Origin of the sequence: Mesoflavibacter sp. CH_XMU1404-2, assembly GCF_037029465.1 — a bacterium.
Lineage (GTDB): Bacteria > Bacteroidota > Bacteroidia > Flavobacteriales > Flavobacteriaceae > Mesoflavibacter.
This window is the reverse complement of record NZ_JAYMEM010000009.1, coordinates 36406-61896: the sequence shown is the minus strand read 5'-3', so window position 1 is coordinate 61896 and position 25491 is coordinate 36406. Positions and strand designations below refer to the sequence as shown.

General features: G+C 32.7%; 28 protein-coding genes. 12 read left to right on the top strand and 16 right to left on the bottom strand.

What is annotated here, in order from left to right; translation table 11 throughout:
- Nucleotides 1-4: 4 nt before the first annotated feature.
- A complete protein-coding gene (locus WA327_RS06310; protein ID WP_336067723.1) occupies nt 5-820 on the top strand; it encodes a THC0290_0291 family protein in 816 nt (271 codons plus the stop codon).
- Nucleotides 821-896: 76 nt separating this feature from the next.
- Here the strand turns inward: WA327_RS06310 and WA327_RS06305 are convergent, their stop codons facing one another.
- Nucleotides 897-2036, bottom strand: a complete 1140-nt coding sequence (locus tag WA327_RS06305; RefSeq protein WP_336067721.1) for a cystathionine gamma-synthase — start codon at nt 2034-2036, stop codon at nt 897-899.
- A 166-nt stretch (nt 2037-2202) separates the two neighbouring features.
- Here WA327_RS06305 and WA327_RS06300 point away from each other — a divergent pair, with 166 nt between their 5' ends.
- Complete coding sequence (locus WA327_RS06300; protein WP_336067719.1) at nt 2203-2931, top strand: PdaC/SigV domain-containing protein; 729 nt, start codon at nt 2203-2205, stop codon at nt 2929-2931.
- Here the strand turns inward: WA327_RS06300 and WA327_RS06295 are convergent.
- Nucleotides 2928-3383, bottom strand: a complete 456-nt coding sequence (locus WA327_RS06295; RefSeq protein WP_336067717.1) for a DinB family protein — start codon at nt 3381-3383, stop codon at nt 2928-2930. The two genes, WA327_RS06300 and WA327_RS06295, sit on opposite strands and share 4 nt — an antisense overlap.
- Nucleotides 3384-3550: 167 nt before the next feature.
- On the opposite strand from WA327_RS06295, the gene WA327_RS06290 reads away from it, so the two are divergent.
- Genes WA327_RS06290 through WA327_RS06280 form a run of 3 tightly spaced genes read left to right on the top strand, consistent with a single transcriptional unit; the run spans nt 3551 to nt 4792 of the window.
- Nucleotides 3551-3904: an ArsC/Spx/MgsR family protein gene (locus WA327_RS06290; protein WP_336067714.1), complete on the top strand. Its 354-nt coding sequence runs from the start codon at nt 3551-3553 to the stop codon at nt 3902-3904.
- Nucleotides 3897-4562, top strand: coding sequence for a DMT family transporter (locus tag WA327_RS06285; protein WP_336067711.1), 666 nt, complete (start codon nt 3897-3899; stop codon nt 4560-4562). Before WA327_RS06290 ends, WA327_RS06285 begins: the two co-directional genes overlap by 8 nt.
- The gene (locus tag WA327_RS06280; protein ID WP_336067708.1) at nt 4460-4792 is read left to right on the top strand and encodes an EamA family transporter; all 333 of its coding nucleotides are present in this window, start codon (nt 4460-4462) and stop codon (nt 4790-4792) included. The genes WA327_RS06285 and WA327_RS06280 overlap by 103 nt, the downstream gene beginning before the upstream one ends.
- Here the strand turns inward: WA327_RS06280 and WA327_RS06275 are convergent.
- A complete protein-coding gene (locus WA327_RS06275) occupies nt 4781-5260 on the bottom strand; it encodes an acyl-CoA thioesterase (protein WP_336067706.1) in 480 nt (159 codons plus the stop codon). The two genes, WA327_RS06280 and WA327_RS06275, sit on opposite strands and share 12 nt — an antisense overlap.
- A gap of 136 nt (nt 5261-5396) precedes the next feature.
- Between WA327_RS06275 and WA327_RS06270 the strand changes: the two genes are divergently transcribed.
- The 3 genes from WA327_RS06270 (at nt 5397) to nadD (ending at nt 7526) form a co-directional block, all read left to right on the top strand.
- Nucleotides 5397-6254 carry a YicC/YloC family endoribonuclease gene (locus WA327_RS06270; protein ID WP_336067705.1) on the top strand — a complete coding sequence of 286 codons (858 nt, stop codon included), beginning with the start codon at nt 5397-5399 and terminating at the stop codon, nt 6252-6254.
- Between the two features lie 17 nt (nt 6255-6271).
- Nucleotides 6272-6859, top strand: a complete 588-nt coding sequence (gene gmk / locus WA327_RS06265) for a guanylate kinase (RefSeq protein ID WP_336067704.1) — start codon at nt 6272-6274, stop codon at nt 6857-6859.
- Nucleotides 6860-6947: 88 nt separating this feature from the next.
- Nucleotides 6948-7526 carry a nicotinate (nicotinamide) nucleotide adenylyltransferase gene (nadD, locus tag WA327_RS06260; RefSeq protein WP_336067703.1) on the top strand — a complete coding sequence of 193 codons (579 nt, stop codon included), beginning with the start codon at nt 6948-6950 and terminating at the stop codon, nt 7524-7526.
- Nucleotides 7527-7624: 98 nt separating this feature from the next.
- Here nadD and WA327_RS06255 read toward each other — a convergent pair whose 3' ends face one another.
- Together WA327_RS06255 and WA327_RS06250 are read right to left on the bottom strand one after the other, a co-directional pair.
- The gene (locus WA327_RS06255; protein ID WP_106677149.1) at nt 7625-8488 is read right to left on the bottom strand and encodes a helix-turn-helix domain-containing protein; all 864 of its coding nucleotides are present in this window, start codon (nt 8486-8488) and stop codon (nt 7625-7627) included.
- A gap of 75 nt (nt 8489-8563) precedes the next feature.
- Nucleotides 8564-9283: a hypothetical protein gene (locus tag WA327_RS06250; RefSeq protein ID WP_336067701.1), complete on the bottom strand. Its 720-nt coding sequence runs from the start codon at nt 9281-9283 to the stop codon at nt 8564-8566.
- A 244-nt stretch (nt 9284-9527) separates the two neighbouring features.
- Between WA327_RS06250 and WA327_RS06245 the strand changes: the two genes are divergently transcribed.
- The 3 genes from WA327_RS06245 (at nt 9528) to WA327_RS06235 (ending at nt 11631) form a co-directional block, all read left to right on the top strand.
- Nucleotides 9528-10112, top strand: coding sequence for a Crp/Fnr family transcriptional regulator (locus WA327_RS06245; RefSeq protein WP_336067699.1), 585 nt, complete (start codon nt 9528-9530; stop codon nt 10110-10112).
- Nucleotides 10113-10286: 174 nt separating this feature from the next.
- On the top strand, nt 10287-10967 hold the full coding sequence (locus WA327_RS06240; RefSeq protein ID WP_106677138.1) for a type 1 glutamine amidotransferase domain-containing protein: 681 nt from the start codon (nt 10287-10289) through the stop codon (nt 10965-10967).
- A 226-nt stretch (nt 10968-11193) separates the two neighbouring features.
- On the top strand, nt 11194-11631 hold the full coding sequence (locus WA327_RS06235; protein WP_336067695.1) for an OsmC family protein: 438 nt from the start codon (nt 11194-11196) through the stop codon (nt 11629-11631).
- A gap of 69 nt (nt 11632-11700) precedes the next feature.
- On the opposite strand, the gene WA327_RS06230 is transcribed toward WA327_RS06235, so the two are convergent.
- The 3 genes from WA327_RS06230 to WA327_RS06220 form a co-directional block, all read right to left on the bottom strand.
- Nucleotides 11701-12300 (bottom strand): hypothetical protein, encoded by a 600-nt coding sequence (locus WA327_RS06230; RefSeq protein ID WP_336067693.1) that lies wholly within the window; start codon nt 12298-12300, stop codon nt 11701-11703.
- A gap of 152 nt (nt 12301-12452) precedes the next feature.
- A complete protein-coding gene (gene lysM, locus WA327_RS06225) occupies nt 12453-12947 on the bottom strand; it encodes a peptidoglycan-binding protein LysM (protein ID WP_336067691.1) in 495 nt (164 codons plus the stop codon).
- A 175-nt stretch (nt 12948-13122) separates the two neighbouring features.
- Complete coding sequence (locus WA327_RS06220; protein WP_336067690.1) at nt 13123-14076, bottom strand: nicotinic acid mononucleotide adenyltransferase; 954 nt, start codon at nt 14074-14076, stop codon at nt 13123-13125.
- Between the two features lie 131 nt (nt 14077-14207).
- Here WA327_RS06220 and WA327_RS06215 point away from each other — a divergent pair, with 131 nt between their 5' ends.
- Nucleotides 14208-15209 carry an NAD(P)H-dependent glycerol-3-phosphate dehydrogenase gene (locus tag WA327_RS06215; protein ID WP_336067688.1) on the top strand — a complete coding sequence of 334 codons (1002 nt, stop codon included), beginning with the start codon at nt 14208-14210 and terminating at the stop codon, nt 15207-15209.
- Between the two features lie 4 nt (nt 15210-15213).
- On the opposite strand, the gene WA327_RS06210 is transcribed toward WA327_RS06215, so the two are convergent.
- From WA327_RS06210 to WA327_RS06175, 8 genes are all read right to left on the bottom strand, one after another.
- Entirely contained in the window at nt 15214-15861 is a 648-nt protein-coding gene (locus tag WA327_RS06210; protein WP_336067685.1) for a DUF2490 domain-containing protein, read from the bottom strand.
- Between the two features lie 73 nt (nt 15862-15934).
- A complete protein-coding gene (gene pckA / locus WA327_RS06205; RefSeq protein WP_336067683.1) occupies nt 15935-17557 on the bottom strand; it encodes a phosphoenolpyruvate carboxykinase (ATP) in 1623 nt (540 codons plus the stop codon).
- A 25-nt stretch (nt 17558-17582) separates the two neighbouring features.
- Nucleotides 17583-19433 (bottom strand): SLC13 family permease, encoded by a 1851-nt coding sequence (locus tag WA327_RS06200; RefSeq protein WP_336067680.1) that lies wholly within the window; start codon nt 19431-19433, stop codon nt 17583-17585.
- A 206-nt stretch (nt 19434-19639) separates the two neighbouring features.
- Complete coding sequence (locus WA327_RS06195; protein WP_336067678.1) at nt 19640-20035, bottom strand: hypothetical protein; 396 nt, start codon at nt 20033-20035, stop codon at nt 19640-19642.
- 17 nt (nt 20036-20052) lie between these two features.
- Nucleotides 20053-20643: a TetR/AcrR family transcriptional regulator gene (locus WA327_RS06190; protein ID WP_336067677.1), complete on the bottom strand. Its 591-nt coding sequence runs from the start codon at nt 20641-20643 to the stop codon at nt 20053-20055.
- A gap of 1 nt (nt 20644) precedes the next feature.
- Nucleotides 20645-20929 carry a DUF3861 domain-containing protein gene (locus WA327_RS06185; protein ID WP_336067675.1) on the bottom strand — a complete coding sequence of 95 codons (285 nt, stop codon included), beginning with the start codon at nt 20927-20929 and terminating at the stop codon, nt 20645-20647.
- 9 nt (nt 20930-20938) lie between these two features.
- Nucleotides 20939-22351 (bottom strand): TolC family protein, encoded by a 1413-nt coding sequence (locus WA327_RS06180; RefSeq protein WP_336067673.1) that lies wholly within the window; start codon nt 22349-22351, stop codon nt 20939-20941.
- A gap of 4 nt (nt 22352-22355) precedes the next feature.
- A complete protein-coding gene (locus WA327_RS06175) occupies nt 22356-25490 on the bottom strand; it encodes an efflux RND transporter permease subunit (protein WP_336067671.1) in 3135 nt (1044 codons plus the stop codon).
- Nucleotide 25491 lies beyond the last annotated feature (1 nt).

Genomic DNA, 25491 nt, shown 5'->3' with positions numbered 1-25491 from the left:
TATTATGCTTAACCATAAACAATTAACACTGTTTTTACTAGTTATATTAACTAGTACAACTGCTTTTTCTCAGTTAGGCTTCTCACATGAAATTGGTATCATTACAGGTCCTGTTGCCTTTAAGTCTGATTTTGGAGAACGTTTAGATCCAGAAACTAATGCTGGTAACTCTGGAATTGGAATTGGAATCGTCCACTACATCAATTTTGCTTATCAAGCAAATTGTAACTGTTACACTACAGATAATTTTTTTAACGACCATTTTAAACTTAGAACTGAAATTTCTTGGAATAAAACCAAATTAAATCATTTAGGTGAATGGGTACAACCTTACAGAAATAGTGTAGAGGCTCAAAAACTAAGAGCGCATAGTGGTGAGGCTAACAACTTAGATGTTGGTATGCAATTAGAATACTTTCCTTTAAGTATTCGTTCTTTCCAAGCTTTTGGTTATAGATTTGCGCCATTTGTGAGTCTTGGTGTACACTACGTATCTTATAATCCTAAAGTTTATACTAACTATGGTGACGAGAGTATCACTAACATGAATAACTTTTATTCACCTTGGTATGCAACTAATCCAAATCTTGATGCAGATTTCCCTAAACCAGTAGATCCTACTTCTGGTAGTACTTGGTCTGTAGTATCAAGTATTGGTGTGAGATATAAATTAACAATGGTTTCTGATTTAATGTTAGATCTACGTGGTCAATACTTTGGTAACGATTGGATTGATGGTTTAAATCACGAGCTTAACACTAACAAATATAATGATTGGTTAGTTTGGTTAAACTTTGGTTACATCTACTATTTAGATTAAAAAATTAAATACAAAATATAAAAAACGCCAACTTTTCAAGTTGGCGTTTTTCTTTTATGAGATGTTTAATAAGAACTTATCCTATTGCTTGCTTTAAGTCGTTAATTAAATCTTCTTCATCTTCTATACCTACGCTTAATCTTATTAAAGCATCAACTACTCCTGTTTTTTCGCGTTCTTCTTTTGGTATACTTGCGTGTGTCATACTTGCTGGATGACCACATAAAGATTCTACACCACCTAAAGATTCTGCTAGTGTAAACACTTTAAGGTTTTCTACAATTTTAATAGCTTCGTTATAATCATTTCCTTTTGTTACAAAACTTATCATTCCTCCAAAATCTTTCATTTGTGATTTTGCTACCTCATGATTTGGATGACTTTCAAAACCTGGCCAGTATACCTTTTCAATTTTTGGATGAGAAGCTAAATATTCTGCAACAGCTCTTCCGTTTTCACAATGACGTTGCATTCTTACATGTAACGTTTTTATTCCGCGAAGCGCTAAAAAAGAATCTTGTGGTCCACAAACGGCTCCACTTGCATTTTGTATAAAATATAATTTATCTGCTAGTTCTTTATCTTTTACAACAAGTGCTCCCATCACTAAATCGCTATGTCCTCCAATATATTTGGTTGCCGAGTGCATAACCAAATCTGCACCAAGATCTAATGGTTGTTGTAAATATGGAGTGGCAAACGTATTATCTACCGCTAGAAGCACATTGTGTTTTTTTGCAATCTCTGCAGTTGCTTTTATATCGATAATATTCATCATTGGGTTAGTTGGTGTTTCTACCCAAATAATTTTTGTGTTTTCAGTAATATAATCTTCAATATTACTCGCATTTTGCATACCAATAAAATTGAATTTAATTCCAAAATTCTTAAAAATACTAGTAAATAATCTATAGGTTCCGCCGTATAAATCGTTTGTACTTATTACTTCATCACCTGGTTTTAATAGCTTCATTATAGCATCAATTGCAGCAAGACCAGATCCAAAAGCTAGTCCAAATTCTCCGTTTTCTATACTAGCAAAAGCATTTTCTAAAGCTTGACGCGTTGGGTTATGAGTCCTAGAATACTCAAAACCTTTATGTCCGCCAGGTGTAGATTGTGCGTATGTTGACGTTTGATAAATTGGAGGCATTACAGCACCATAAGCAGGATCATGTTTTTGTCCTCCATGTATCGTTTTTGTGTTAAATTTCATGTTTATTTAGTTTTTAAAGTTGAAATAATCATCTAAAAACTTATAATTCTTATTTTTGAATGTAAAGCAGATGTTTTTCAGCTTAATTTGTAATTATTGCAACAAAAATAACGTTTAATTCGTTGTATTCAAACTTCATTATTAGCTTTAGTTTATGTTTAACAATATGAGTAATTTCAAGACTTTTTATCTAATTTTATTGTGTTTTATAGGCTTTTTTTCTTGTGAAGAAGAAAAAGCGTTTTCGTTTTCAGAACTTCATATTTCTAAAGAAAAAGAAACCTTAGTCGAGATTGTTATGCCACAAGCTAAAGGCGATTCTAATATTGCTAAAAACATCAACAACTCACTTTGCAATTTTGCTTGCGATATTTTAAATGTGGATAGTGCCAAAGAAAAAAAGCAAACTATAGACGAAAGTATTACAGCTTTTAATAACGCTTACATCAGTTTTACTAAACTTTTTACTGAAGAATTAGCTAAAGATTTTCCTAAATGGGAAGCATTTGTTGATGGCGAAATTTCTTATCAAAACGAATTTATTATTAGCATTGCCATGAATGGAAATGTGCAAACCGGAGAAGCTAACAGTAACCTGATTTTTAAGTTTTTCAATTTTGATCCAACAACTGGAAAAGAACTAAAAACCAAAGACCTAATCAACGATTTAAATGGTTTTAAAGCTTTAGTTAAAAAATACTACGATAAAGAATTAATGACCGTTCACAACGGTTTACAAGCTCAAAACTTAGATTTTAAATTACCTAAAACCATCGGATTTAACGATGATGGCGTTATTATCTTTTATAACAATTTTGAATTTGGCGCGCTAAGTAAAGAACCAGTAGAATTTACAATACCTTACGTAGTTGCAGATCAATTTTTAACGTTTTAAACACAACGCTTTAACGCCAAAACATAACCTAAATGTATTCCTTCATGAAAGTTGTTAAACGCAATCGCCTCATCTACGTTAGTTAATGTACTTTTAGTGGTTACCGTATATTCATGATAGGTTTGAAAGATTCTGTTTTCGTAATCTTCCTTCGTTTTTTCGATAGTGCTAAATAGTAAACCTTTAATTAAATCTACTTCGGCTTGGGTGACATCACGTTCCACCTTTGTGCCTTTTCGATACATTTCAACCAAATCGTCGCTTACAATCATTGGCATTGCAGATAATTTATAAACTAATAATTGTTGGGTAACAATGGTATGAGCTACATTCCAAATTATATTATTATTAAAGCCTTCAGGTACTTTATTTAATTGTTCTAAGGTTAAATTTTCAAGTAAATCTTTTAAAAATTTTCTACTTTTTAAAGTCGTATCAAATGCAAAATCCATAGTATTTCATTTTTCAATAAAATTAAATATTTAAACGATTTTAAACTAATTTCATTTCAATTTTAAGAATAAAAAAAGTGTTTAATATTTCGCTTTCGCTGAAGTTTTGCCAGAAAAACATAACTCTTTTGTAAAAAAAATCGAAATTTGCCCTAAAATTAACCATCATGAAAAAAGTATACTTCCTTAAAACTTGTAATACCTGCACAAGAATTATTAACGATTTAAATCTTGATAACTCTTTTACATTTCAAGAGATTAAGAGCGAACCTTTAACCGCAAAACAAGTTGATGAGTTAGCTGAATTAGCAGGAAGTTACGAAGCTTTGTTTAGTAAACGTGCTAAGCTTTACAAAGAAATGGGCTTAAAAGACCAAAATTTAAGCGAAAAAGATTTTAGACATTATTTACTTGAACACTATACCTTTTTAAGCCGACCAGTTATTGTTATTAACGATAAAATTTTTGTTGGTAGCAGTAAAAAAACCATAGAAGCTGCCAAAGAAGCCTTAAATGAATAAACTACGCATATTAGCCCTAATTGCTGCTTTTGCTGTACAACTTTTGTATGGATTAACCTTTACTTTTGCAAAAGATGTAATGGCTAACGGTTATGTAAAACCTTTTGGTTTTATTGCATTACGTGTTGGTGGCGCTGCACTTTTATTTTGGATTGTAAACTTCTTTACGCCTAAAGAAAAAATAGAAACTAAAGACTACGTAAAATTCTTTGTTGCTGCCATTTTTGGATTGGTGGTAAATATGTTATTCTTTTTTAAAGGATTAGAATTAACAACGCCAATACACGCATCGGTAATCATGATAACTAGCCCTATTATCGTATTAATACTATCTTCTTTTTACCTCAACGAAAAGATTACGAAACTTAAAATTTTAGGTGTTATTTTTGGGTTTACTGGTGCTGCAATTTTAACTATTTACGGTAAATCTCCTAATCCTGGAGACAACGTATCTTTAGGAAATATTATGGTGTTTATTAACGCTATTTCTTACAGTATTTATATTGTTCTCATTAAACAATTAACAGATAAATACCATCCATTTACATTTATTAAATGGTTGTTTTTATTTGGGTTTTTTATGGTATTACCTTTTGGATATTCAGATTTAACTATGGTAGATACGTCTACGTTACACCTTACATATGGTTTTCTGTAATTTTTGTAGTTGTAGGTGCAACTTTTGGAACGTATTTATTAAACCCGTTAGCACTAAGACATTTGCGTGCATCTACCGTAACTGTATTTATTTATATGCAACCTTTAATTGCTGGTATTTTTGCTATTATTATGGGAAGCGATACAGTTACAGTTGTTAAGATTTTAGCTTCTGCTTTAATCTTTTTAGGTGTGTATTTGGTAACAAAAAAACCTAAACTACAAGCTTAAGTTTTTAGGTTTTCTGTTATGTTTTCTGGTGTCTTCTTTTGTTAAGATTTTAAAATCTTCAGCTTTAGGAAACTGCTTCGTTAACGCTAATAAATCTTCTGGTAGATTGGTTAATTTTCTAGAGTGTAAATCTATCCAAGCTCCAAAAATTTCGCAAAAAGCAAGATTTTCACCTTTATGATTGTAAAAATTATGATCAAACTTAAAGAACATTCCATCTTCGCTTAAACCAGAAACTTCAAGGGTTACGGTAACAGGATGACCTAAAAAAGTTTCTTTAAAATAATGTACATGCTCATGAAAAACCACAGGACCAAGACCTTCTTTTACCAGTTCTGATAAAGAAAATCCGTGCTCATGTAAAAACGCTGTACGCGTATGACTCATAAAATTTATATACGCAGAGTTAGCTAAATGTCTATTAGCATCTATATCACTCCATCTAATCTCAAACTGTTTTTTGTACATCTTTTGGGTTTTAAAACCTCAAAACTACAATTATTTGCTGTGCGTGCATAATAAATAATCTAAATAAGCTGTTAAAATTGTATTTCTTAGGCGTTAACATTTTACTTACCTTTGCGCTAATAAATTCATTTTGTTTATGATATATTCAATGACAGGTTACGGTAAATCTGTACTACAGTTGCCAACAAAAAAAATTACAATCGAGCTAAAATCTCTTAACAGCAAAAACCTAGATTTGAATGCGCGCATGCCTTCTATTTACAGAGAAAAAGAGCTTGAAATTAGAAAGCAAATTGCTAATCAATTAGTGCGTGGTAAGGTAGATTTTTCTATTTATGTAGAAACTACTGCAGACGATACTTCTACGCAAATTAACACGCCAGTTGTAAAACAATACATGCAACAATTAAGAGAAGTTGTAGATGGAGATGATACAGAATTACTAAAAATGGCGGTTCGTTTTCCTGACGCTTTAAATACCGTTAGAGAAGAAATTGACGAAAACGAATGGTCGCAAATTGAAACCGAAATTACCCAAGCTATTAACGCTTTAAATGAACACCGTTTAGACGAAGGAAAAGTGTTAGAAGCAGATTTTAATGCACGTATTAAAAACATTGCAGACTTATTAGATCAAGTAATAGCTATAGATCCAGAACGTATTGAAGGTGTTAGAGAACGATTAAAAAAAGGGATTGAAGAACTTAAAGAAAAGTACGACGAAAATCGTTTTGAGCAAGAACTAATTTACTACATCGAAAAGTTTGACATTACCGAAGAAAAAGTACGTTTAAACAACCATTTAAATTACTTTACCGAAAGTATAAATAGCCCAGATAGCAACGGTAAAAAATTAGGATTTATAAGCCAAGAAATTGGTAGAGAAATCAATACTATTGGTTCTAAAAGTAACTATGCGCCAATGCAACAATTGGTCGTACAAATGAAAGACGAACTTGAAAAAATTAAAGAACAATTACTAAACGTTCTTTAAAATAAAAGCACAATCTATTGGACAAAGACAACACAAAACAAGGTAAATTAATCGTTTTTTCTGCACCATCTGGATCAGGAAAAACAACCATTGTAAGACATTTACTTAAAGACGATAATTTAAATTTAGCCTTCTCAATTTCTGCTACTTCAAGAGAAAAACGTGGTACAGAAGAACACGGTAAAGACTACTATTTTTTATCTTTAAAAGACTTTAAACAGCACATTAAAAACGACGATTTTTTAGAGTGGGAAGAAGTCTACCGCGATAATTTTTATGGTACATTAAAAAAAGAAGTAGAGCGTCTTTGGGCATTAGGCAAAAACGTCATTTTTGATATAGACGTATCTGGCGGATTACGTATTAAAAGAAAATTCCCAGAGCAAACCCTAGCTGTTTTTGTAAAACCACCAAGCATAGACGAGCTTAAAATAAGACTTAAAAAACGTAAAACAGAAAGTGACGACAAGATAAATATGCGTATTGCTAAAGCCAGCGCAGAGCTTGCAACAGCGCCACTTTTTGATATAATTATAGAAAACGACAACCTAGACAAAGCATTAGCAGAAGCAGAAAATTTAGTTGGTGCTTTTGTAAAACAATAGTTAACTAACGTCAGTTCGAGTGATTTTTTGAGCGGTTACTGAGCGTAGTCGAAGTAAAACAAAAAATCGTATCGAGAACATCAAAACCATGAAAATAGGCTTATACTTTGGATCCTTTAACCCAATACACGTTGGGCACTTAATTATAGCCAACCAATTGGTAGAAAATAGCGATTTAGACCAAATCTGGTTTGTCGTAACGCCACACAATCCTTTTAAAAAGAAAAGCACACTTTTAGACAATTACCAGCGTTTAGAAATGGTCTATTTAGCCACTAAAGACTACGATACGCTAAAAGAAAGTGATATCGAGTTTAACTTACCGCAACCCAACTACACCGTTAATACCTTAGTCCATTTAACCGAAAAATATCCTAAACACGAATTTGCCTTAATCATGGGCGAGGATAATTTAAAAAGCTTCCATAAATGGAAAAACTATCAAACCATTTTAGAGTATCATTCCATTTATGTGTACCCACGTATTAGCGAAGGTAAAGTAGACACACAATTTAACAATCACCCAAAAATAACACGTGTAGACGCACCAATTATAGAGCTATCTTCTACCCTAATACGTAATGCTATAAAAGACGGTAAAAACGTTAAACCTTTACTACCAGAACACGTTTGGGCTTATTTAGATGAAATGAATTTTTATAGATAGAATGAAGCATCGATTGACTTTGTAAAATTTTCTGCTAACTTCGTTTAACTACCGATAATGCAAATTGGAAACTCGCTTTATCTTTACATTGTGGGTAATTAATTTGACTCTAGTTTAGCAAAACCAACTGTCTTACGATAAATATCAGGTGATACTCCTACCTTCTTTTTAAAAAAACGACTGAAATAGAATTCATCGTCGTAACCTAAAAAAGCAGCAATTTGTTTCACTGGTTTAGAAGTTAGATAAAGTTCTCGTTTCGCCTCAATAATAATCCTATTTGAAATTAAGGATGAAGTCGTTTGATTGAGATATTTCTTGACGATACCGGCTAAAGTTTTAGGACTTACACTTAGTTCATCTGCGTATTCTTGGGGAGAATGGAGTTTGCAATAATTACTCTCTATTGCATCGACTAAATTTTGTAAAATTTCTGTTTTTGAATCTGAAGTTCTGGGAGTAAATTGTTGATCAAATTGTTTCTTTTGTCTGACCGCTTCTATTAAAAACACTTTTAAAAATGCCACAAGAACTTCATGCTGAGCGATTGAGTCTTTGTCCATCTCTTTCGAAATTTGATCAATCAAATTAAGAAATAGGCTTTGCTCGTTTACAGTAAAATAGGGTAAACCATGGAAATTATTAAAAAGGAATCCCTCGGTCTCTATTTCGTTTTGATGTCTATATGTACAAAAAAAATCGGGATGAAAATTCAATAAATAACCCTGACACTTTTCTTCAGAACGTATCATGAAAGGTTGATACGGAGCCAAACAAATCATTTGATCTCCTTGCAATTCAAAACTTTGAAAATCAACGCTTAGTTCATAGCTAGTTCCATATAACAAAACGATAGAATAATAATTTCTTCTTTGTAAATGATCAAACTGGCTTAGGTCGTTCAACTCTTCTAATCTAAACGCAAGTTCTCCGTTTTGTTTGTCTATAATTATTTTTGCCATACTAAATTTATTTTTTAGCTCATTCAAATTTAAAAAAAAGGAGTGCTTTTGGCACTCCTTTCTTAAATCAAATATTTATTTTGAAGCTAGAATGTTAATTTTTTGAATTGCTGAAGCATCAAAGCCTTCTAAAATTACAGGTGCATTCTCCATCAACGCTGCTGCTACTTTCCCTGTCAAATGAGCATCTCTGCCAGCGTCATCTGCAAACGTATCGAAAATGGCATATGTTTCTTCATTGATTTTAAATGCATACCATGATAAAGTTGCAGGCTCAGAACTTACCAATGACTTGCCCGCTTGTAAGAAATCCTCCACTGCAGATGTCTTTCCTTCTTTGGCTTTCATAATCACCAACAATCCCTTATTCTGATCACCCACTTTATGATTACTTGCTTGAACATCAACGGTCTTAATGTCTCTGCTAGCATCAAAACCTTCTAAAAGATTTCCAGCATTGGCCAATAAGGCTTTTGCCACTTCTCCTTTTAAGTGTGCCTGTCTGCCTTCTTCAGCTTCAAATGTGTCATAAATTCCGAAAGTTTGTTCATCTATTTGAAATGCAAACCAAGATTCAGTTTTTGGTTCTGCATTTACCAATGATAAACCACCTAGAAGAAACTCTTTCACTTCTTGCTCCTTACCTTCTTTCGCTTTCATGATTACTAATAATCCGATGTTTTCATTTTTTGTGTTGTCCATAAAATTACTTTTTTTAGTTTGAGAAAATGCTTGAATTGTTATCCCTAGCATTAGAACTAGGCTACTTAATTTGATTAAACTTTTAAATTTCATTTTGACTTATTTTTGTTACACTACAAATGTAAAACTAAATAAGGGGTCTTGGAATGGAGATAAGAGACTTAAGCATGGACAATTTTCCAGTGACAATGAAGAATGTAAAAAAGCTCATAATCGAGTAGACGGCTCCGTTAGTAAGAAAATAATTAACTTTACCAACAAACTAGTACTAAGCCGACAAATCCGCGTCTCTTACGCCGCCTAATGGATATAAACGAGACTGTTGCGTGTAATTTAAATGAACATCGAAAATTCAATAATATTAGAAATTTTTAAAGGCATTTCTTTTTCAAAAAAAGAAATGAATCTTATTGAAAGTAAACTTAAAAAACTCAAGTTAAAAAAAGGGACTACAATATTGAAAGCAGATGATAAAGTGAACAATCAATATTATGTTTACGATGGATGTTTAAGAACTTACTTTATTGACAAATCTGGTAAAGAACATACTTTGCAATTCGCCATTAATGATTGGTGGATAAGCGATTATACGGCTTTCTTCACAGCATCCAAAGCGATTATGTATATTGAAACTATTCAGGAAGCAACTTTATATGAAATTTCCAAAAAAAGTATGGAAGAATTATTTATAGAGATTCCACAATTAGAAACTTTTTTCAGAAAAAAAATGGAAAGAGCTTTCGCTAGCTTTCAAAAAAGAATATTAGCAAATTTAGCCCAATCAGCTAAAGAAAGATACGTTTCTTTTATTAGCACTTACCCAAATATTGAACAGGCTGTAAAAAATTACCATATCGCTTCTTATCTAGGAATTACTACCGAAAGCTTAAGTAGAATTAGAAAAGAAATATCTCATAATTGATTTTATTACCATACATCAATTTTTAGTACTTAATTTGACAGTAATTTTGTCTCTAATCAAAAGAATAACAACAATTATAATCGCTTTAGCTTTATTTTCCTATTGTGGTAAAAACACAAAAAAAAATAATTCTAATGAAAAAAAATTAAGTATTAACACAAAAAAAGCAAAACAATGAAAAAAGTATTATTTGTATTAACTAATCACGAAGATTTAGGAGATACTGGAATGAAAACTGGTTTTTGGATTGAAGAATTTGCAGCACCTTATTACTTATTAAAAGATAAAGGAATTGAAATTACTTTGGCATCTCCAAAAGGTGGACAACCTCCAATTGACCCAAAAAGTAATGAACCAGATTTCCAAACTCCAGCAACCATAAGATTTAATGATGATAAAGAAACTCAAGAGATCTTATCTAAAACAATAAAATTGGAAACTGTAAATCAAGCAGATTTTGACGCAGTATTTTATCCTGGTGGACACGGTGTTGTATGGGATTTAGCTGAAGATGAAAACTCAATTGCTTTAATAGAAGATTTTTATAACAACAATAAACCTGTTGCTGCTGTATGTCACGCTCCTGCAATTTTTAAAAACACAAAAAATACGGATGGGACATCGTTGGTTAATGGAAAAAAAGTAACTGGATTTACAAACGGAGAAGAAGAAGCTGTTCAACTAACTTCTGTTGTTCCATTTTTGGTTGAAGAAATGTTAAAGAGTAATGGTGGAATTTACACTAAAAAAGCAGACTGGAGTCCTTATGCGGTCGAAGATGGTTTGTTAATAACTGGACAAAATCCTGCATCTTCGGAACTAGTTGCCGAACTGTTACTAGAAAAGTTAAAGTAAAAACTACTCACAACAACGTGTAAAAGTAATAGCGACTTAGTTTTTTAATTCAAGTCGCTATTCTTTTTTATTTTGTAAATTACTTTCCGAAAGTGATTGCAAATATTTCGCTACTACTCATACACAAACCGTTAAACGAAACTTCCCAAAACATTTACAATTTCCTTAACCCTATTTCTTTAGTAAAAGCTTTAATTTTAAAGTAAACCAAAAATTAAATTATTTTATGAAGAGAAAAGCAACAGCCATTTGGCAAGGCACAGGTAAAGACGGTAAAGGATTTTTAAATGGTCCAAGTGGTGTTTTAGACAATACACCTTATAATTTTAAAGCACGTTTTGAAAACGAAGACGGTAAAGCTGGTACAAATCCAGAAGAGCTAATTGCAGCTGCACATGCTGGTTGTTTTGCTATGGCGCTTAGTTTTGCCATACAAGACGCTGGTTTTGAAGCTAACAAATTAGACGTAGATGCTACTATTACTGTAGAGCAACAAGATGGCGGTTTTGCCTTTACACACATACAATTAGATCTAACAGGTAAAGTAGATGGTATGGACGAAGCAAAATTTAAAGAACTAGCAGAAGGTGCTAAAAAAGGTTGTCCAGTTAGTAAAGCCTTAAGTAGTGTAGACATTAGCCTAAATACCTCTTTTGAGAGTTAAAATTAAATATTTATAACATAAAAAAAGCCAACCTTTTAGGGTTGGCTTTTTATTATTTAAAATTTGGGGTTATCTATCTGTACCAGGATCGTCTACATTACAGTCTGACAATAACGCTTCAACATACATTGCCCAGTTATTACCATCAAAGTCTGTACCTTCTGCCCAAGCAGTTTCTCCGCCTGTTGGCCCATTAACTTCTGCATGTGCTGCAAAACAATAATTTTCGGTTAACGCAGCTGGATCTATGTAGTATGTTACTACATCTACATCTGGGTTATGAGTTGTAGAATGCTCAAAATGACCAATTTTTGGATTTCCAGATCCTGTTGTTGGTATTGTTTGCTCTGCACAGTTACCAATACTTAAATGCGTAGCTTGGATTGACCAATCTGCATTTGTAGTATAAGTAATAATTAAATCTACACCATCAAAATCTACAGAGACAGTTCCTACAATGTGATTTTGTCCAGCTATTAAATTAGTTGTCATACATGGCTCGTCATAAGATGCACGTTGACTTGCTGTGTTACCATTTGCTGTTGTAACTCTAAAATTTGGATCTGCATTTGTTACAGTGTTGTTATCTACAAAAGTCTCTTCATTTTCACAACTTATTGTAAATAAGGTAGCTATAAAAGCTAAGGCGATAAGGGAAATTTTTTTCATAAAAAATAAATTAAGCAGGTTTGATTGACGAATATATTTTTAATTCGATAAAAAACATAATTTATTCGATGAAATACATATAATTTTATGATTTTGAGGAAATTAGCCACAAAAAATCCCGTTTTCAAGTCAAAAACGGGATGTAATTTTATTTAGTCTAATGCTGGAATACGCAACACTTGTCCTGGATAAATCTTATCTGGATCTGTAAGCATTGGTTTATTAGCTTCAAATATTTCTGGATATTTCATCGCATTGCCATAATAGTTTTTGGCAATCTTACCTAAAGTATCACCACTTACCACAGTATGAAATTTTGTTTCTGGCTCTTTAACTTCAACTTTTGCTACGGTCATTTGATCATCTACGGTAGCAATACCATCACTGTTTCCTACTAATAAAACCACTTTTTCTTTTGTGGCTTGGTCTACAGCTTCTCCAGTAATCGTTGCAGAATCATCATCTATTAAAATATTTAAATTGGCTACTTCTAAGTCTAAATCGCTAACGGTTTCTTCTAGTTTTCTTGCAGCCATTTCTTCCATTTTCATTTCGGCAGCAGCAGCTTCTGCAGCTTCTTCTTTGTCTGTTTTACCAATACCAAACACTTTTGCGCCTGCGTTTTTAATAAATGAAAATACTCCCATAATTTTAATCTTGTTTTTAATGTTCTCTCGTAAAGTTAACAAAAAGCTTTTGGTTTATTGTTTAAAATTAGAATTTTGACTTAAAGTTAACTATTAAAAAAACCGCTTAAATTTTACTTTAAGCGGTTTTAAACTAACTAAACTAATTCTCAAAAATTACTCACTAATTGAGATTTTATTTTTCCCTAGTATTATCTCTAGGATTATCTTTTTTCTTGGTGTGTTGTACACGTTTTTTGTCTCCAGAGGTTTTATTTTTATCTGTTGTTTGTCCAACTTTTAAATATTGTATATAACCTCTTCCTGTAAACTCATAAACCGTACCAGAACTTGGGTGATATAATTCTACTCTTTGATCATTTACAATACTTAACTCAAAAAACTCATTATCAAAATAATCATAATCTAAGGTTAGTGTTTTTAGGTACATATTTCCGTTAACATCATTAACACCATACAATCCAGAATAATCCCAATATATATTGTTTGGATTTGTTCCTTCAGGATCTTGAGAGCTTCTAAAGTTGTTATCATTTCCGCCAGATAAAAACTGAAGGAAGTTTTCGTTATCAAATTCGTTTAAAGCACCAAAGTTACTTGTGTATGTTTTTTCCCAAGCTTCATATTCTTGTAAAAAGTACTGGATGTTATCATAAAACACATAGTCGTAATCAAAGTTTGCACGTTGGTAACCATGTAAAAAATATGAGGTATCATTAAATGGGTTATACAATTCAATAGTATTATAATCTATTTGGTAGACATCAAAACTATCATAGCCATCAATATCGTGGTCTATATCCAAAATCATATTATAAGCATTATAATATCCTATTTGTATACCGTAACCATTACCTTGACTACCAATACCTACTAGATTATTATTGGCGTATAAATTTCCGTTTCTAAAAGATACTGTAAATGCCATTTGTAAAAAAGGAGTTTCGCCGTAACCAATAGTTTCGTTAATATCTACGTACCACAACTCGTAAGAGTTTAGTAGCTGATTTACCGTAATTGGTTCTTGATAATTATCGTAAGCATAGTCGTCTACAACAACTTCTGTATAACACGATGTAAATAATAATGCTATTGAAGCAAAGCCTGAAAGTAATTTTATCGTCTTCATAATCTGTCGTTTTAAAGGATTGATATAAATTGAATTTCAAAAGGCGTGCCAAAAATTAAAAATGATTGATTTTCAATACTAATTGAAGTCTTTAATTTTACGTATTTTTGACATAGAATTTAAACGAAACTATGAGTCAACCATTAAAATATGCTGTTTTTGGATCAGGAAGCTGGGCAACCGCTATCGTAAAAATGCTTTGCGAAAATTTAGAAGAAGTTGGTTGGTACATGCGCAGTGTTTATACCAAAGAACATATTCTTAGAGAACAACATAACCCAAATTATTTAAGTTCTGTCGAGTTTCATTTGGAACAATTAAAACTTAGCAATGATATTAATGAAATTGCTAACTACGCAGATGTTTTAATTTTTGTGATTCCTTCGGCATTTATTCATACCGAATTAGAAAAACTAACCGCAGATATTACTGATAAAATTGTAGTTTCTGCAGTAAAAGGAATTATACCCGAAACTGGCTTGTTGGTTGGCGAGCATTTTCATGATAATTACAATATTCCTTTTGAAAATATTGGCGTTATTGCTGGTCCTTGCCACGCAGAAGAAGTTGCTTTAGAGCGTTTATCATATTTAACAATTTCTTGCGCAGACCAGAAAAAAGCTCAAATTATTGCCAATGCTTTATCAAGCGATTACATAAAAACAAAAACTAGCGACGATGTTATTGGTACCGAATATGCAGTAATGCTTAAAAATATTTATGCTATTGCTGCTGGTATAGCACATGGTTTGGGTTACGGAGATAACTTCCAGAGCGTGTTAATGAGTAACGCTATACGTGAAATGAAACGTTTTATCAAAAAAATGCATAAGATGAAACGTAACATCAATAACTCGGCTTACCTAGGTGATTTATTGGTTACTGGTTACTCTACTTTTTCTCGTAACCGTATGTTTGGAAACATGATTGGTAAAGGTTATACCGTAAAATCTGCACAAATGGAAATGAATATGGTTGCAGAAGGTTATTACGCTACCAAAAGTGCACATTTACTTAATGATAAAAACCAGAAAAAAACGAAGCTACCTATTATAAATGCTGTTTACAGTATTTTATATGAAGGAAAAGATCCTAAAAAAGTATTTAAAAAACTTACAGAAAAGCTTAATTAAGTTATTATTTTATAACCATACATAATTGAAAACGGTCTAAATTTCGTTTTAAAAATAGGTGTTTGATGTAACCAATTTCGACACTAAAATGTTTATCTAAATTAATACCTAAATCTGCACTTAATAGATTTTGTTCAAAAGGTTTTGGGTTTTTTCTTAAAATTAACTCTTCATATCCACCAAGGTAAAATGTCTTATTTAAAGGATATTTAAATTTGACACGATATCTTAATCTGTGTCTTACTTCGCTGTATTGATGAGCATTCCAAAAACGTTGTTCTAAACGCATTCGCTGACTTATCGCTAGCTTGTTTAATTTTGTTTTAAAGTTTATTTGCTCTAATAATCTGTGTTCAATGACATTGGGTTTGTTGGATGGTTCTATGGTCGTGTCAATCTCTCCAAATAAATATCCACCAGTTAAACTAAATTTTTTATTCAATTTGTAATTAACTACACCTTGAACATAAAAAAAATTAAGATTGTGACTAAATTGATAATCTCTTAACTCTGCAACACCACCAAAACTTACTTTTTCATTTAATTTATAACTACCTATAACGGTGTACCAAGTACCTACTTCGGTTTCCATAGATTGAGAGAAACCTGTTAACCAAACTAATAATATGGCTAACTTTACTATCGCTTTCATAGCGTAAAAATTTAAAAAAATAGCCTACCTAAGTGTATTAAAGGTAGGCTAGATTTATTAATAACAAATTCAACTAAAATGTATCTTCAAGATGATGGTGCTCGTCAATTAAAGGACCACCTTCTATGATTTGTTTTGAAGCTTTTTCTGCAAACTTCTCGAAGTTTAAGTGGAATGAGTGTGCTAATCCAATTGCCTTACTTATGTAAGCACCTTTTTGTAACCACGTGTTCATTGGGTCTAACATTTCAGTAGGTACATTAGGGCAATATTTAGGCATATATAGACCAAAAATTGGATGTTGCTCAAAGTCTACATTTTCTAATTCGCCATTTAAAATAGCTGTAATCATTGCTCTAGTGTATTTCAACTTAATTCTAGATCCGACACCGTAAGGTCCGCCGCTCCAACCAGTGTTAACTAACCAAACATTTACGCCAGCTTCTTGCATTTTTTTACTTAACATTTCAGCATAAACAGTTGGATGTAATGGCATAAAAGGAGAACCAAAACAAGCAGAGAATGATGGTACTGGTTCTGTAATACCAGCTTCTGTACCAGCAACTTTTGCAGTGTAACCAGAAATAAAGTGATATGCAGCTTGACCTGGAGTAAGTTTTGAAACTGGAGGTAACACTCCAAATGCATCACAGGTTAAGAAGAAAATATTTTTTGGGTTACCAGCATGAGATGGTACTTGTATATTATCTATGTGATGTATTGGATAACTTACACGTGTGTTTTGAGTAATAGAGCAGTCTTCAAAATCTACTTCTCCGTTATTGACAATGACATTTTCTAAAAGTGCGCCAGGCTTTATTGCTCTAAAAATATCTGGTTCTTTTTCTTCAGTAAGATCAATTACTTTAGCGTAGCAACCACCTTCAAAGTTAAAGATATCATTATCTGCTGTCCATCCGTGCTCGTCATCTCCAATTAATTTTCTGTTTGGATCTGCAGAAAGTGTTGTTTTTCCTGTACCTGATAATCCGAAGAAAATTGAAGTATCGCCATCTTCTCCAACATTTGCAGAGCAGTGCATTGGTAATACATTTCTTTCTATTGGTAGGATTAAATTTAACGCTGTGAAAATTCCTTTTTTCATTTCACCTGTGTAAGCAGATCCACCAATTAAAGCCACTCTATCTGTAAAGTTGATGATAGAAAAGTTACCTTGTCTAATACCATATTCTTCTGGATTTTTTGCTTCGTAACCAGGAGCACAAAGTACTAACCAATCTTCTTCAAAATTATCTAATTGGTCTTCAGAAAATCTTAAAAACATATTGTTTACAAACAGATTAGACCAAGGATATTCTGTGATGGTTCTGACATTAGTTTGATATTCTGGATTTGCGCATACATAACCATCACGAGCATAAATTTCTTTTCCTGAAAGGTAATTTGCTACCTCATCATATAATTTTTTGAAGTTTTCTGGTGAAATTGGTTTGTTTACTTTTCCCCACCAAACTTTATCTTTTGTGTATTCATCTTCTACTAAAAATCTATCTTGAGGAGAACGTCCAGTGAATTTTCCTGTGTTTACGGCTAATGTACCGTTAGAGGTCTCTTGTCCCATTCCTTTTTCGACAGTAATTTGCTGAAGTGTTTCTGGAGATAAATTCCAGTTAACAGAGACATTCTTCAATCCATACTTTTCTAAGTTTCTGTCTGTTTTAACAATCGTTTCCATTTTGTATTGGTATTTGTTATTAATGTTATTCAAAAGGCCAAATAATTGGCACTAATAGTATTGTAGTTATCAGTATTAGTAGTAGTAATGGTGCACCAACTTTTACATAGTCTTTAAATTTATAATCACCTGCTGCCATTACCATTGCATTTGTAGTTGTACCAATTGGTGTTAAAAATGCTGTTGAGGCACTTATAGCAACAACAATCATAAATGGCTTTGCAGAAACATCTAAAGATTGTGCTGTTAGTATTACAATTGGTGCCATTAGTACTGCAGTTGCAGAGTTATTAATGACTTGACTAAAAGTTGTGGTTAGTATAAAAATTCCTGCTAATAAGATGACTAAATTCATACCGCCTAAACTATTGACTAATGAATTTGCTATCATCTGCGCAGCACCTGTTTTTTGTAAGGCTAATCCCATTGGTATCATTGCTGCAATCATCACTACGCTCATCCAACTTATTCCTTTATAGGCTTTTGCTAAAGGCACGCAACCTGTAAGTAAAACAATACCAGCGCTAATTAAAGCTGCTATTGCACCTGGTACTATCTTAAACACTAACATGAAAATCATTAGTAATAATGAACCCAAAGCGATATAAGACTTTTCAGTAATGTTTACAACGTCTTTTGATAAACCTTCTGGGCTACCAACGATTACTAAATTTTCAAAATGATCTTTAAGTTTATCTATACTTTCCCAAGTACCTCTTACTAAAAAGGCATCTCCTGCTTTTATAGTAATCTCGTTATCTAAAAGCGGTTTGTTATTTCTTGAAACAGCTAATAATTGAAATCCAAAATCACTAAAGTATTTACCACGTTGCACTTTACGACCTACCAAATATGAATTTGGTGTAATCATAATTTCACTCATACCAACTTCTTGATTGATTAGGTTTTCTTTTACTTCGCCTTCAGCTTCAGATTCTTCAACTGGTAATAGTCCTAATCTAAAAGTGATCATTAATCGGTTTACAGCTTCTGTTTCACCTTTAACGGTGATAATATCGTGGTATTTAAGTGTGACTTTTTCTGTTGGGAATTCGATAAATTCAGGTATTCCTTTTAAACGATTTGGATGTCTTCTTTTAAGTCTAATAACCTGTAAATTATATTGGTTTTCTAAATCCCAATCTGATAATTTTGTGTTGATTAATTGTGATACAGAACGTATTCTTAATCTATAATAATCATCATGTACTTTGTAAGCTTCTATCCATTTGTGCATTGTAGAATCTATATCTACTGGCTTGTTGTTGGTTTTGTTACTTGGTAAAAGGTTAAATCCTAAGTATCTAAAGTAAAGAATGGTAATTAAAAGAATTGGAAGACCAATTAAACCAAACTCAAAGAAAGAAAACCCTGTTTGTCCTGTTTCTTCTAAAGCATTACTAACAATAATGTTTGGAGGCGTACCAGTTAAGGTTAACAATCCACCAGAATTTGACCCAAAAGCAATTGGCATTAATACTTTTGAAGGGAATGTTCCTAGCTTCCAAGCTGTAGAAATTGATACTGGTAATAAAGTTGCAACTGTACCGGTGTTACTAACAAAACCAGAAAGCACACCAGAACCAAAGGTTAAAATAACTACCATTTTTGTAGTACTACTTTTTGCAAACTTTACAAACGTTTTTCCTGCTAAAGCAGTCCAACCTGTTTTAGATAACCCTTCACCAATGACAAACAAAGATGCAATCATAATTACCGTTGGGTTACTAAATCCGCTAAGCGTTTCTGGTAAGTCTAAAACACCTGTTAAAAATAGTGCTAACATAGACATTAAGGCTACAACATCTGGAGATAATTTTCCCCAAACAAAAAATGCGATTGTAATACCTAAGATGATGAAAGTTGTGGTTATCATTTTGCTTTGTTTTGGAAGAACAAATAAGTAAGATTTTGTTCTTTACCCTAACAAAGTTACATGCTTAAAACACCACTAAACATGAGATAAATCATGTTATTTAAGGATAGTTTTGGCTAACTTAAATACTACAACGTTTTCTTAAATAGAAAATGAAAAAAATTTTAAAGGCAAAAGATTTTTTTATGCTAAAAAGTATGCTTTTTTTATTTTACTAAAACTCCTTTTTGATTAATTAAAGGAATATTTTGAAGTGCATTTTTATTTATCGTGTTTTTTCTAAACGTATATGTTTTATCAAACATCGTATTACCTTCAAAAAAAGTGACTTTAAATTGGTTATTGAGTGCAAAAAGTTCTTCTTGAATCAATTCGATTTTTGCATAACTTTTTTTAGGAAGTTTATCTATTTTTTTTCTGAAAACTGAGGTTGTTTTACTTTCAGAATAACCACTAGTTACAATAATTACAGTGTCTAAATCTACCTCTTTATCATTAACAATATAGGCGTTCCAATCTTGAGTTTGATAAATATCATTGTACTCGTTTACAATAGCAATGTAAACACCTTCTACTTTAGGAATGTGGATATCTTTTTTCATTTGGCAAAAATAGCAAACTATTCAAAATAAACATTACTATAACTAGATACTGTTACTCCTCTTAAATTATAAACTACAAAATGATTCAATATTTCTTCTTGAGAATACTTATCTATCAAGCTTGTATTTTTTAGAGCAACCTCTTCAAACCGCTTAAAATAAAGATCACAAAACAAATGCAGATTTACTTCTTCTCTAATAATATTTTGGTTTTGTGCACTTTGAAGCAGGTTAAACAATGTTATTTTAATAAAATTTTGTCTAAATTGATCAAACTGACTATATGCTTTTGGATAGTATTTTTGAAGCCCGAAAATAAACGACGGTTTGAAGTTTTTTAAGTGTTCTAAAGCTGTTTTATATAATAAAATAACACAAATTATTGGATCCTTTTCTTTACTTACTATTTGATCTACGTTATTAGTATAATTGTTAATTAATAAACCAACACTATCATAAATTAAATGGTCTTTACTATCAAAATGATGATAAATTGTTTTTTTTGAAATTCCTAACTCAGACGCAAGCTCATCCATAGTAAAACTTCTGCTACCAAACTTTACAAATTTTTCTGCCGATTGTTCTAATAACTCCTGCTTGCTAATCATTTTAATATGATTTTAGTTTTGTCATAAAAGCTTTAAAACTTGGCATCAAATCTTCAAAAAGTTCATGCTTTCTGTTTTTTAATAAGACTTCACTAAACAATTTTAACCCAACTGCAAACTCTTTATTTGTGTTTTCATCAAAGATATTTTTCTGCTTAATTTTTTCTAAAATGCTTAAAATATCATCATGATTTTCAAATTCAAACTGTAAATTTCCAGTTGGGTTTGGGTTATCTTTTAACGTGATTTCGTCTAAAGTTAACCTGTATTTATTATTCTTTTTCACTTTTAAATTTTATTTCCAGCCGCCACCTAAAGCTTCATAAAGGTTGATAACGCTTAACATTTGTTGTAGTTTGTTATCAATTAAATTAAGTTCTGCACTTAGCGCGCTTTGTCTAGCTGTTAATAGGTCTAAATAATTGGCATATCCGTTTTTCAATAATTCTTCCGAATTACTTTCGGCATTTCTTAATGCTTCAACTTCATTTTGACGGTATTCAAACTTCTCTGTTTCTGCCTCATAATCGTAAAGTGCATTAGACACTTCATTTCCTGCTGTTAAAAGCGTGTTTTTAAAGGCTAATAAAGCTTGTTCCTGCTGTGCTTTGGCAACTTCGTGCTGCGTTTTAATACGTCTTTGATTAAAAATAGGCTGAGTTAATCCACCAACTAATGTTGCAAATAGTGAATTTGCATCAAGTAATTGATCTAACTCAAGACTTTGAAAACCAGAATTAGCCGTTAATGTTAGTGACGGATAAAAATTACTTCGTGCTACATTGGTTAACTCAAAAGCGTTGATTAAACCATATTCTGAAGCAATAACATCTGGTCTGTTACTTAATAAAGTAGCAGGTACACCAACTTTTATATCGGCATCAAAGTTTTGGTTTTCTAAAGAACCTCGTTGAATAGGCTGAGATGATCTTCCTAATAAAAGATTTAAAGCATTTTCAGTTTTAAAAATTGTAGCTTTTATATCTACTAATAGTGCTTTTGCGTTATTGTATTGCGCAATATTTTGGTCAACCGCAACTTGGTTTACTTGTCCAGCGTCCTTTAATGCTTTAATTGTAATGACACTACTGTCTCTAGCGGCAACTGTTTGCTCTGTAACTTCTAATTGTGCATCTAAGGCCAACAATTGGTAATATGTAGTTGCAATGCTAGATACTAACTGTGTTTTTACCGCTTTATGTGCAGCGACACTTTGTAAATAGGTAGCTTCGCTAGCACGTTTGTTACTTCTAATTTTTCCCCAAATATCAGCTTCCCAAGATAAACTTCCTGAAAGTTCATATTGATCTAATGACGAAAAGAAAGACCCAAATTGACTGTTTCCAGACAATTCTTGACGTGTCATCTGTGCAGTAGCGCTAACCGTTGGTAAATAACCTGCTTTACCTTGTTTTAAGTAAGCTTCGGTAACTAGAATTTGCTGAATTGCAGTTCTAATATCTAAGTTATTTTGAAGACCTTCATTAATGTACTGCTGCAAATAGCTGTCTGAAAATAAATCTTTCCAAGATATATCTGCCATAGACAAACTGTCTGCTGGCAAATTATCTGTTCTAAATAAATGGTCTGTTTCTTCTAATTCTGGTCGCGTATAATCTTTAGCTACAAAGCAACTTTGCATTGTTATCGCAACTACAATAAGTAATAAGGGTTTACTTAATTTTTTATATGTTGAATGTGATATCATAATTTTAGTTCTCGATAGTTTTTGTTTTTGGTTGACCTGAAACTTTCTCTTGCAACCATTGGAATAAGATGAATAGAATAGGGATTACAAAAATTCCTAAAATGGTTCCTATTAACATTCCTCCAGCAGCACCAGTACCAATAGATCTGTTACCAGCAGCTCCAACACCGTTTGCTAACACAAGTGGCATTAATCCTAAGATAAAGGCAAAAGAGGTCATTAAAATTGGTCGTAATCTGGCTTTTGCACCATGTATAGCTGCGTCTACTAAATCTTCTCCGCTACGTCTACGTTGTAGCGCAAACTCTACAATTAAGATGGCATTTTTAGCTAATAAACCAACCAGCATGATTAAGGCTATTTGGAAATAAATGTTATTCTGTAAGCCTAACATTTTGGTTGAGAAAAAGGCTCCAAACACACCTAGCGGTAAAGAAAATATTACAGCTAATGGCAATAAGTAACTTTCATATTGTGCAGCGAGTAAGAAGAAAACGAATACAATTACCAATATGAAAATAATAACCGTTTGATTACCTGCATTTACCTCTTCTCTAGATAAACCAGAGTAAGCCACATCGTAGTTGTTTGGTAAGTTTTTAATTTCTTCGTTAACAACTGCAAGTGCGTCACCGGTACTAAAACCAGGGTTAGATGCTCCACTAATTTTTGACGAATTATATAAGTTGAAACGCGTTACAGATTGCGGACCATATACACGTTTTAAATCTACGAACTGTGTAATTGGTGCCATCTCACCACTTCCTGTTTTTATATACAATTCATTTAAAGAACTTGCATCTGTTCTGTCTTCTGGCAAGGCTTGTACATAAACTCTATATTGCTTACCAAATCTAGCAAAATCAGCTGCGTAAATTCCACCTATATAACCTTGTAAAGTAGAGAATATACTACTTATAGACACGTTATATCTTTTAGCTAATGGCACATCAATTTCTAACTCGTATTGAGGATATCTTGTGTTGAATGAAGATTGTCCATACTGAATTTCTGGATGTTTCATCAAGTTACCAATAAACTGTTGTGTGGCAGCATCTAGATCTTCAAAACTTCCACCAGATTTATCCATTAAATTCACCTCAAAACCACCTGAAAGTCCAAAACCAGGAATACTTGGCGGCGCAAAGAAAATAATATTAGCATCTGGAATAGTCGCTGCAATACCAAATAGTTTTCCAATAATGGCACTAGAAGATAAGTCTTCGGTTTCACGCTCGTCCCAGTTATCTAATTTTACAAATCCTAAACCGTAGTTAGAACCGGCACCACTTATTAAGCTTCGGCCATTAATTACCGTTACTCCACGAACACCAGGAATTTGTTTGGCCTTTTGGTACAGCTCTTCGGTAACTACATTGGTTCTGTCCATTGTAGCTCCAGCCGGTAATTCTACATTCATAAAGATAATACCACGATCTTCATCTGGCACAAATCCTGTTGGGGTTGTAGAGGCTGCCCACCAAATACCAACACCTGAAAGAACAAGTATTAGTCCTGTTACCCATTTGTTTTTGTATAAAAAGCTAAGAGACTTACCGTAGCGTTGCGTAGCGGCATTAAACCCAGCATTAAAACGGTCGTAAAATTTCTGAAGAAAACTTTTGTTTTTGTCTTCGTGATCGTCGTGACCTTTTAAAAACAGGGCACACAACGCCGGACTTAACGTTAAGGCGTTTACGGCCGAAATTAAAATAGCTACAATTAAGGTAACCCCAAATTGCTCGTAAAACACCCCAGTTGGTCCTTGAATAAAAGTCACCGGAACAAACACTGCCGCCATAACTAAGGTGATAGAGATAATAGCTCCCGATATTTCGTGCATCGCATCCAGTGTTGCTGTTTTCGCATTTTTTGCCCCTTCATCTATTTTGGCGTGTACAGCTTCTACCACCACAATAGCATCATCTACCACAATACCAATTGCCAATACTAAAGCAAATAGAGTTAACAGGTTAATAGAATAACCAAATACGTTTAAGAAAAAGAAGGTACCAACAATGGCTACTGGAACAGCAATAGCCGGAATTAAGGTAGAACGGAAATCTTGAAGGAAGATAAATACCACCAAAAACACCAATAAAAAGGCTTCAATTAAGGTGTTTCTAACCTTGTTCATAGAAGCGGTTAAAAACTCATTGGTGTCGTAATTAATTTCATATTTTATACCGTCGGGAAAGTCTTTCGATAAACGATCTAACTCCGATTTTATATTTGTAATAATCTCTTGTGCATTGGAGCCTGCCGTCTGAAAAACTCCCATATTCACACTCGGATAGCCTTCGGTAAACCCATACGACTCGTAGCCTTGCGCATCTAATTCAATTTTCGCTACATCTTTTAAACGCAAGTATTCGCCATTATCTAAGGCTTTAATAACAATATCTTGGTACTGTTTTTCGGTTTTAAAACGTCCGCTATACTTTATATTATATGCAAATGCTTGTCCGTCATTTTGTCCTAAACTACCTGCAGAAGCCTCTAAACTTTGCTCTTGTAGTGCGGCAATAACTTCGGAAGGGATTAAATTGTAGGCGGCAAGTTTTTCGGGTTTTAACCATATACGCATCGCATAATCTTGATTAGAAAACACCTGAACATTTCCAACACCATTTACACGTTGTATAGCCGGAATAACATTAATTTTTAAATAATTCTGAACAAAAACGCCGTCGTAATCTTCGTTATCTGAATAAACAGATAGGAACATCAAGGCCGAGGTTTGTTGCTTTTGTGTGGTAACTCCTGTTTGTACAACTTCACTTGGTAGTAATGGGTTGGCTCGAGACACACGGTTTTGAACGTTAACGGCTGCAATATCAGGATTCATTTCTTGATCGAAATACACTGTAATATTTGCAGTACCGTTATTATCTGCTGAAGAGGTCATATAAGTCATTCCCTCAACACCATTAATTTGTTCTTCAATAGGAATGATTACACTTTCTAAAATGGTTTCTGCACTTGCACCAGGATAAGTGGCATTAACCTGAATGGTTGGTGGTGCAATGTCTGGGTATTGTTCTACAGGTAAAGCAGAATACCCTAAAACACCCAAAATAACTATGATGATGGAAATTACGGTAGATAATACCGGTCTTTCTATAAATGTCTTTAACATA

Excerpts from the sequence above, each read along its gene's own strand:
- WA327_RS06275 (WP_336067706.1), bottom strand. The coding sequence starts at position 5,260 with ATGTACAAAAAACAGTTTGAGATTAGATGGAGTGATATAGATGCTAAT.
- WA327_RS06220 (WP_336067690.1), bottom strand. The coding sequence starts at position 14,076 with ATGAAGACGATAAAATTACTTTCAGGCTTTGCTTCAATAGCATTATTA.
- WA327_RS06290 (WP_336067714.1), top strand. The coding sequence starts at position 3,551 with ATGAAAAAAGTATACTTCCTTAAAACTTGTAATACCTGCACAAGAATT.
- WA327_RS06240 (WP_106677138.1), top strand. The coding sequence starts at position 10,287 with ATGAAAAAAGTATTATTTGTATTAACTAATCACGAAGATTTAGGAGAT.
- WA327_RS06285 (WP_336067711.1), top strand. The coding sequence starts at position 3,897 with ATGAATAAACTACGCATATTAGCCCTAATTGCTGCTTTTGCTGTACAA.
- WA327_RS06195 (WP_336067678.1), bottom strand. The coding sequence starts at position 20,035 with ATGAAAAAAGATATCCACATTCCTAAAGTAGAAGGTGTTTACATTGCT.
- WA327_RS06230 (WP_336067693.1), bottom strand. The coding sequence starts at position 12,300 with ATGAAAAAAATTTCCCTTATCGCCTTAGCTTTTATAGCTACCTTATTT.
- WA327_RS06250 (WP_336067701.1), bottom strand. The coding sequence starts at position 9,283 with ATGAAATTTAAAAGTTTAATCAAATTAAGTAGCCTAGTTCTAATGCTA.
- WA327_RS06300 (WP_336067719.1), top strand. The coding sequence starts at position 2,203 with ATGAGTAATTTCAAGACTTTTTATCTAATTTTATTGTGTTTTATAGGC.
- WA327_RS06235 (WP_336067695.1), top strand. The coding sequence starts at position 11,194 with ATGAAGAGAAAAGCAACAGCCATTTGGCAAGGCACAGGTAAAGACGGT.
- pckA (WP_336067683.1), bottom strand. The coding sequence starts at position 17,557 with ATGGAAACGATTGTTAAAACAGACAGAAACTTAGAAAAGTATGGATTG.
- WA327_RS06310 (WP_336067723.1), top strand. The coding sequence starts at position 5 with ATGCTTAACCATAAACAATTAACACTGTTTTTACTAGTTATATTAACT.
- WA327_RS06305 (WP_336067721.1), bottom strand. The coding sequence starts at position 2,036 with ATGAAATTTAACACAAAAACGATACATGGAGGACAAAAACATGATCCT.
- lysM (WP_336067691.1), bottom strand. The coding sequence starts at position 12,947 with ATGGGAGTATTTTCATTTATTAAAAACGCAGGCGCAAAAGTGTTTGGT.
- WA327_RS06215 (WP_336067688.1), top strand. The coding sequence starts at position 14,208 with ATGAGTCAACCATTAAAATATGCTGTTTTTGGATCAGGAAGCTGGGCA.
- WA327_RS06280 (WP_336067708.1), top strand. The coding sequence starts at position 4,460 with ATGGTTGTTTTTATTTGGGTTTTTTATGGTATTACCTTTTGGATATTC.
- WA327_RS06175 (WP_336067671.1), bottom strand. The coding sequence starts at position 25,490 with ATGTTAAAGACATTTATAGAAAGACCGGTATTATCTACCGTAATTTCC.
- WA327_RS06295 (WP_336067717.1), bottom strand. The coding sequence starts at position 3,383 with ATGGATTTTGCATTTGATACGACTTTAAAAAGTAGAAAATTTTTAAAA.
- WA327_RS06245 (WP_336067699.1), top strand. The coding sequence starts at position 9,528 with ATGAACATCGAAAATTCAATAATATTAGAAATTTTTAAAGGCATTTCT.
- WA327_RS06210 (WP_336067685.1), bottom strand. The coding sequence starts at position 15,861 with ATGAAAGCGATAGTAAAGTTAGCCATATTATTAGTTTGGTTAACAGGT.
- nadD (WP_336067703.1), top strand. The coding sequence starts at position 6,948 with ATGAAAATAGGCTTATACTTTGGATCCTTTAACCCAATACACGTTGGG.
- WA327_RS06190 (WP_336067677.1), bottom strand. The coding sequence starts at position 20,643 with ATGATTAGCAAGCAGGAGTTATTAGAACAATCGGCAGAAAAATTTGTA.
- WA327_RS06200 (WP_336067680.1), bottom strand. The coding sequence starts at position 19,433 with ATGATAACCACAACTTTCATCATCTTAGGTATTACAATCGCATTTTTT.
- WA327_RS06270 (WP_336067705.1), top strand. The coding sequence starts at position 5,397 with ATGATATATTCAATGACAGGTTACGGTAAATCTGTACTACAGTTGCCA.
- WA327_RS06180 (WP_336067673.1), bottom strand. The coding sequence starts at position 22,351 with ATGATATCACATTCAACATATAAAAAATTAAGTAAACCCTTATTACTT.
- WA327_RS06255 (WP_106677149.1), bottom strand. The coding sequence starts at position 8,488 with ATGGCAAAAATAATTATAGACAAACAAAACGGAGAACTTGCGTTTAGA.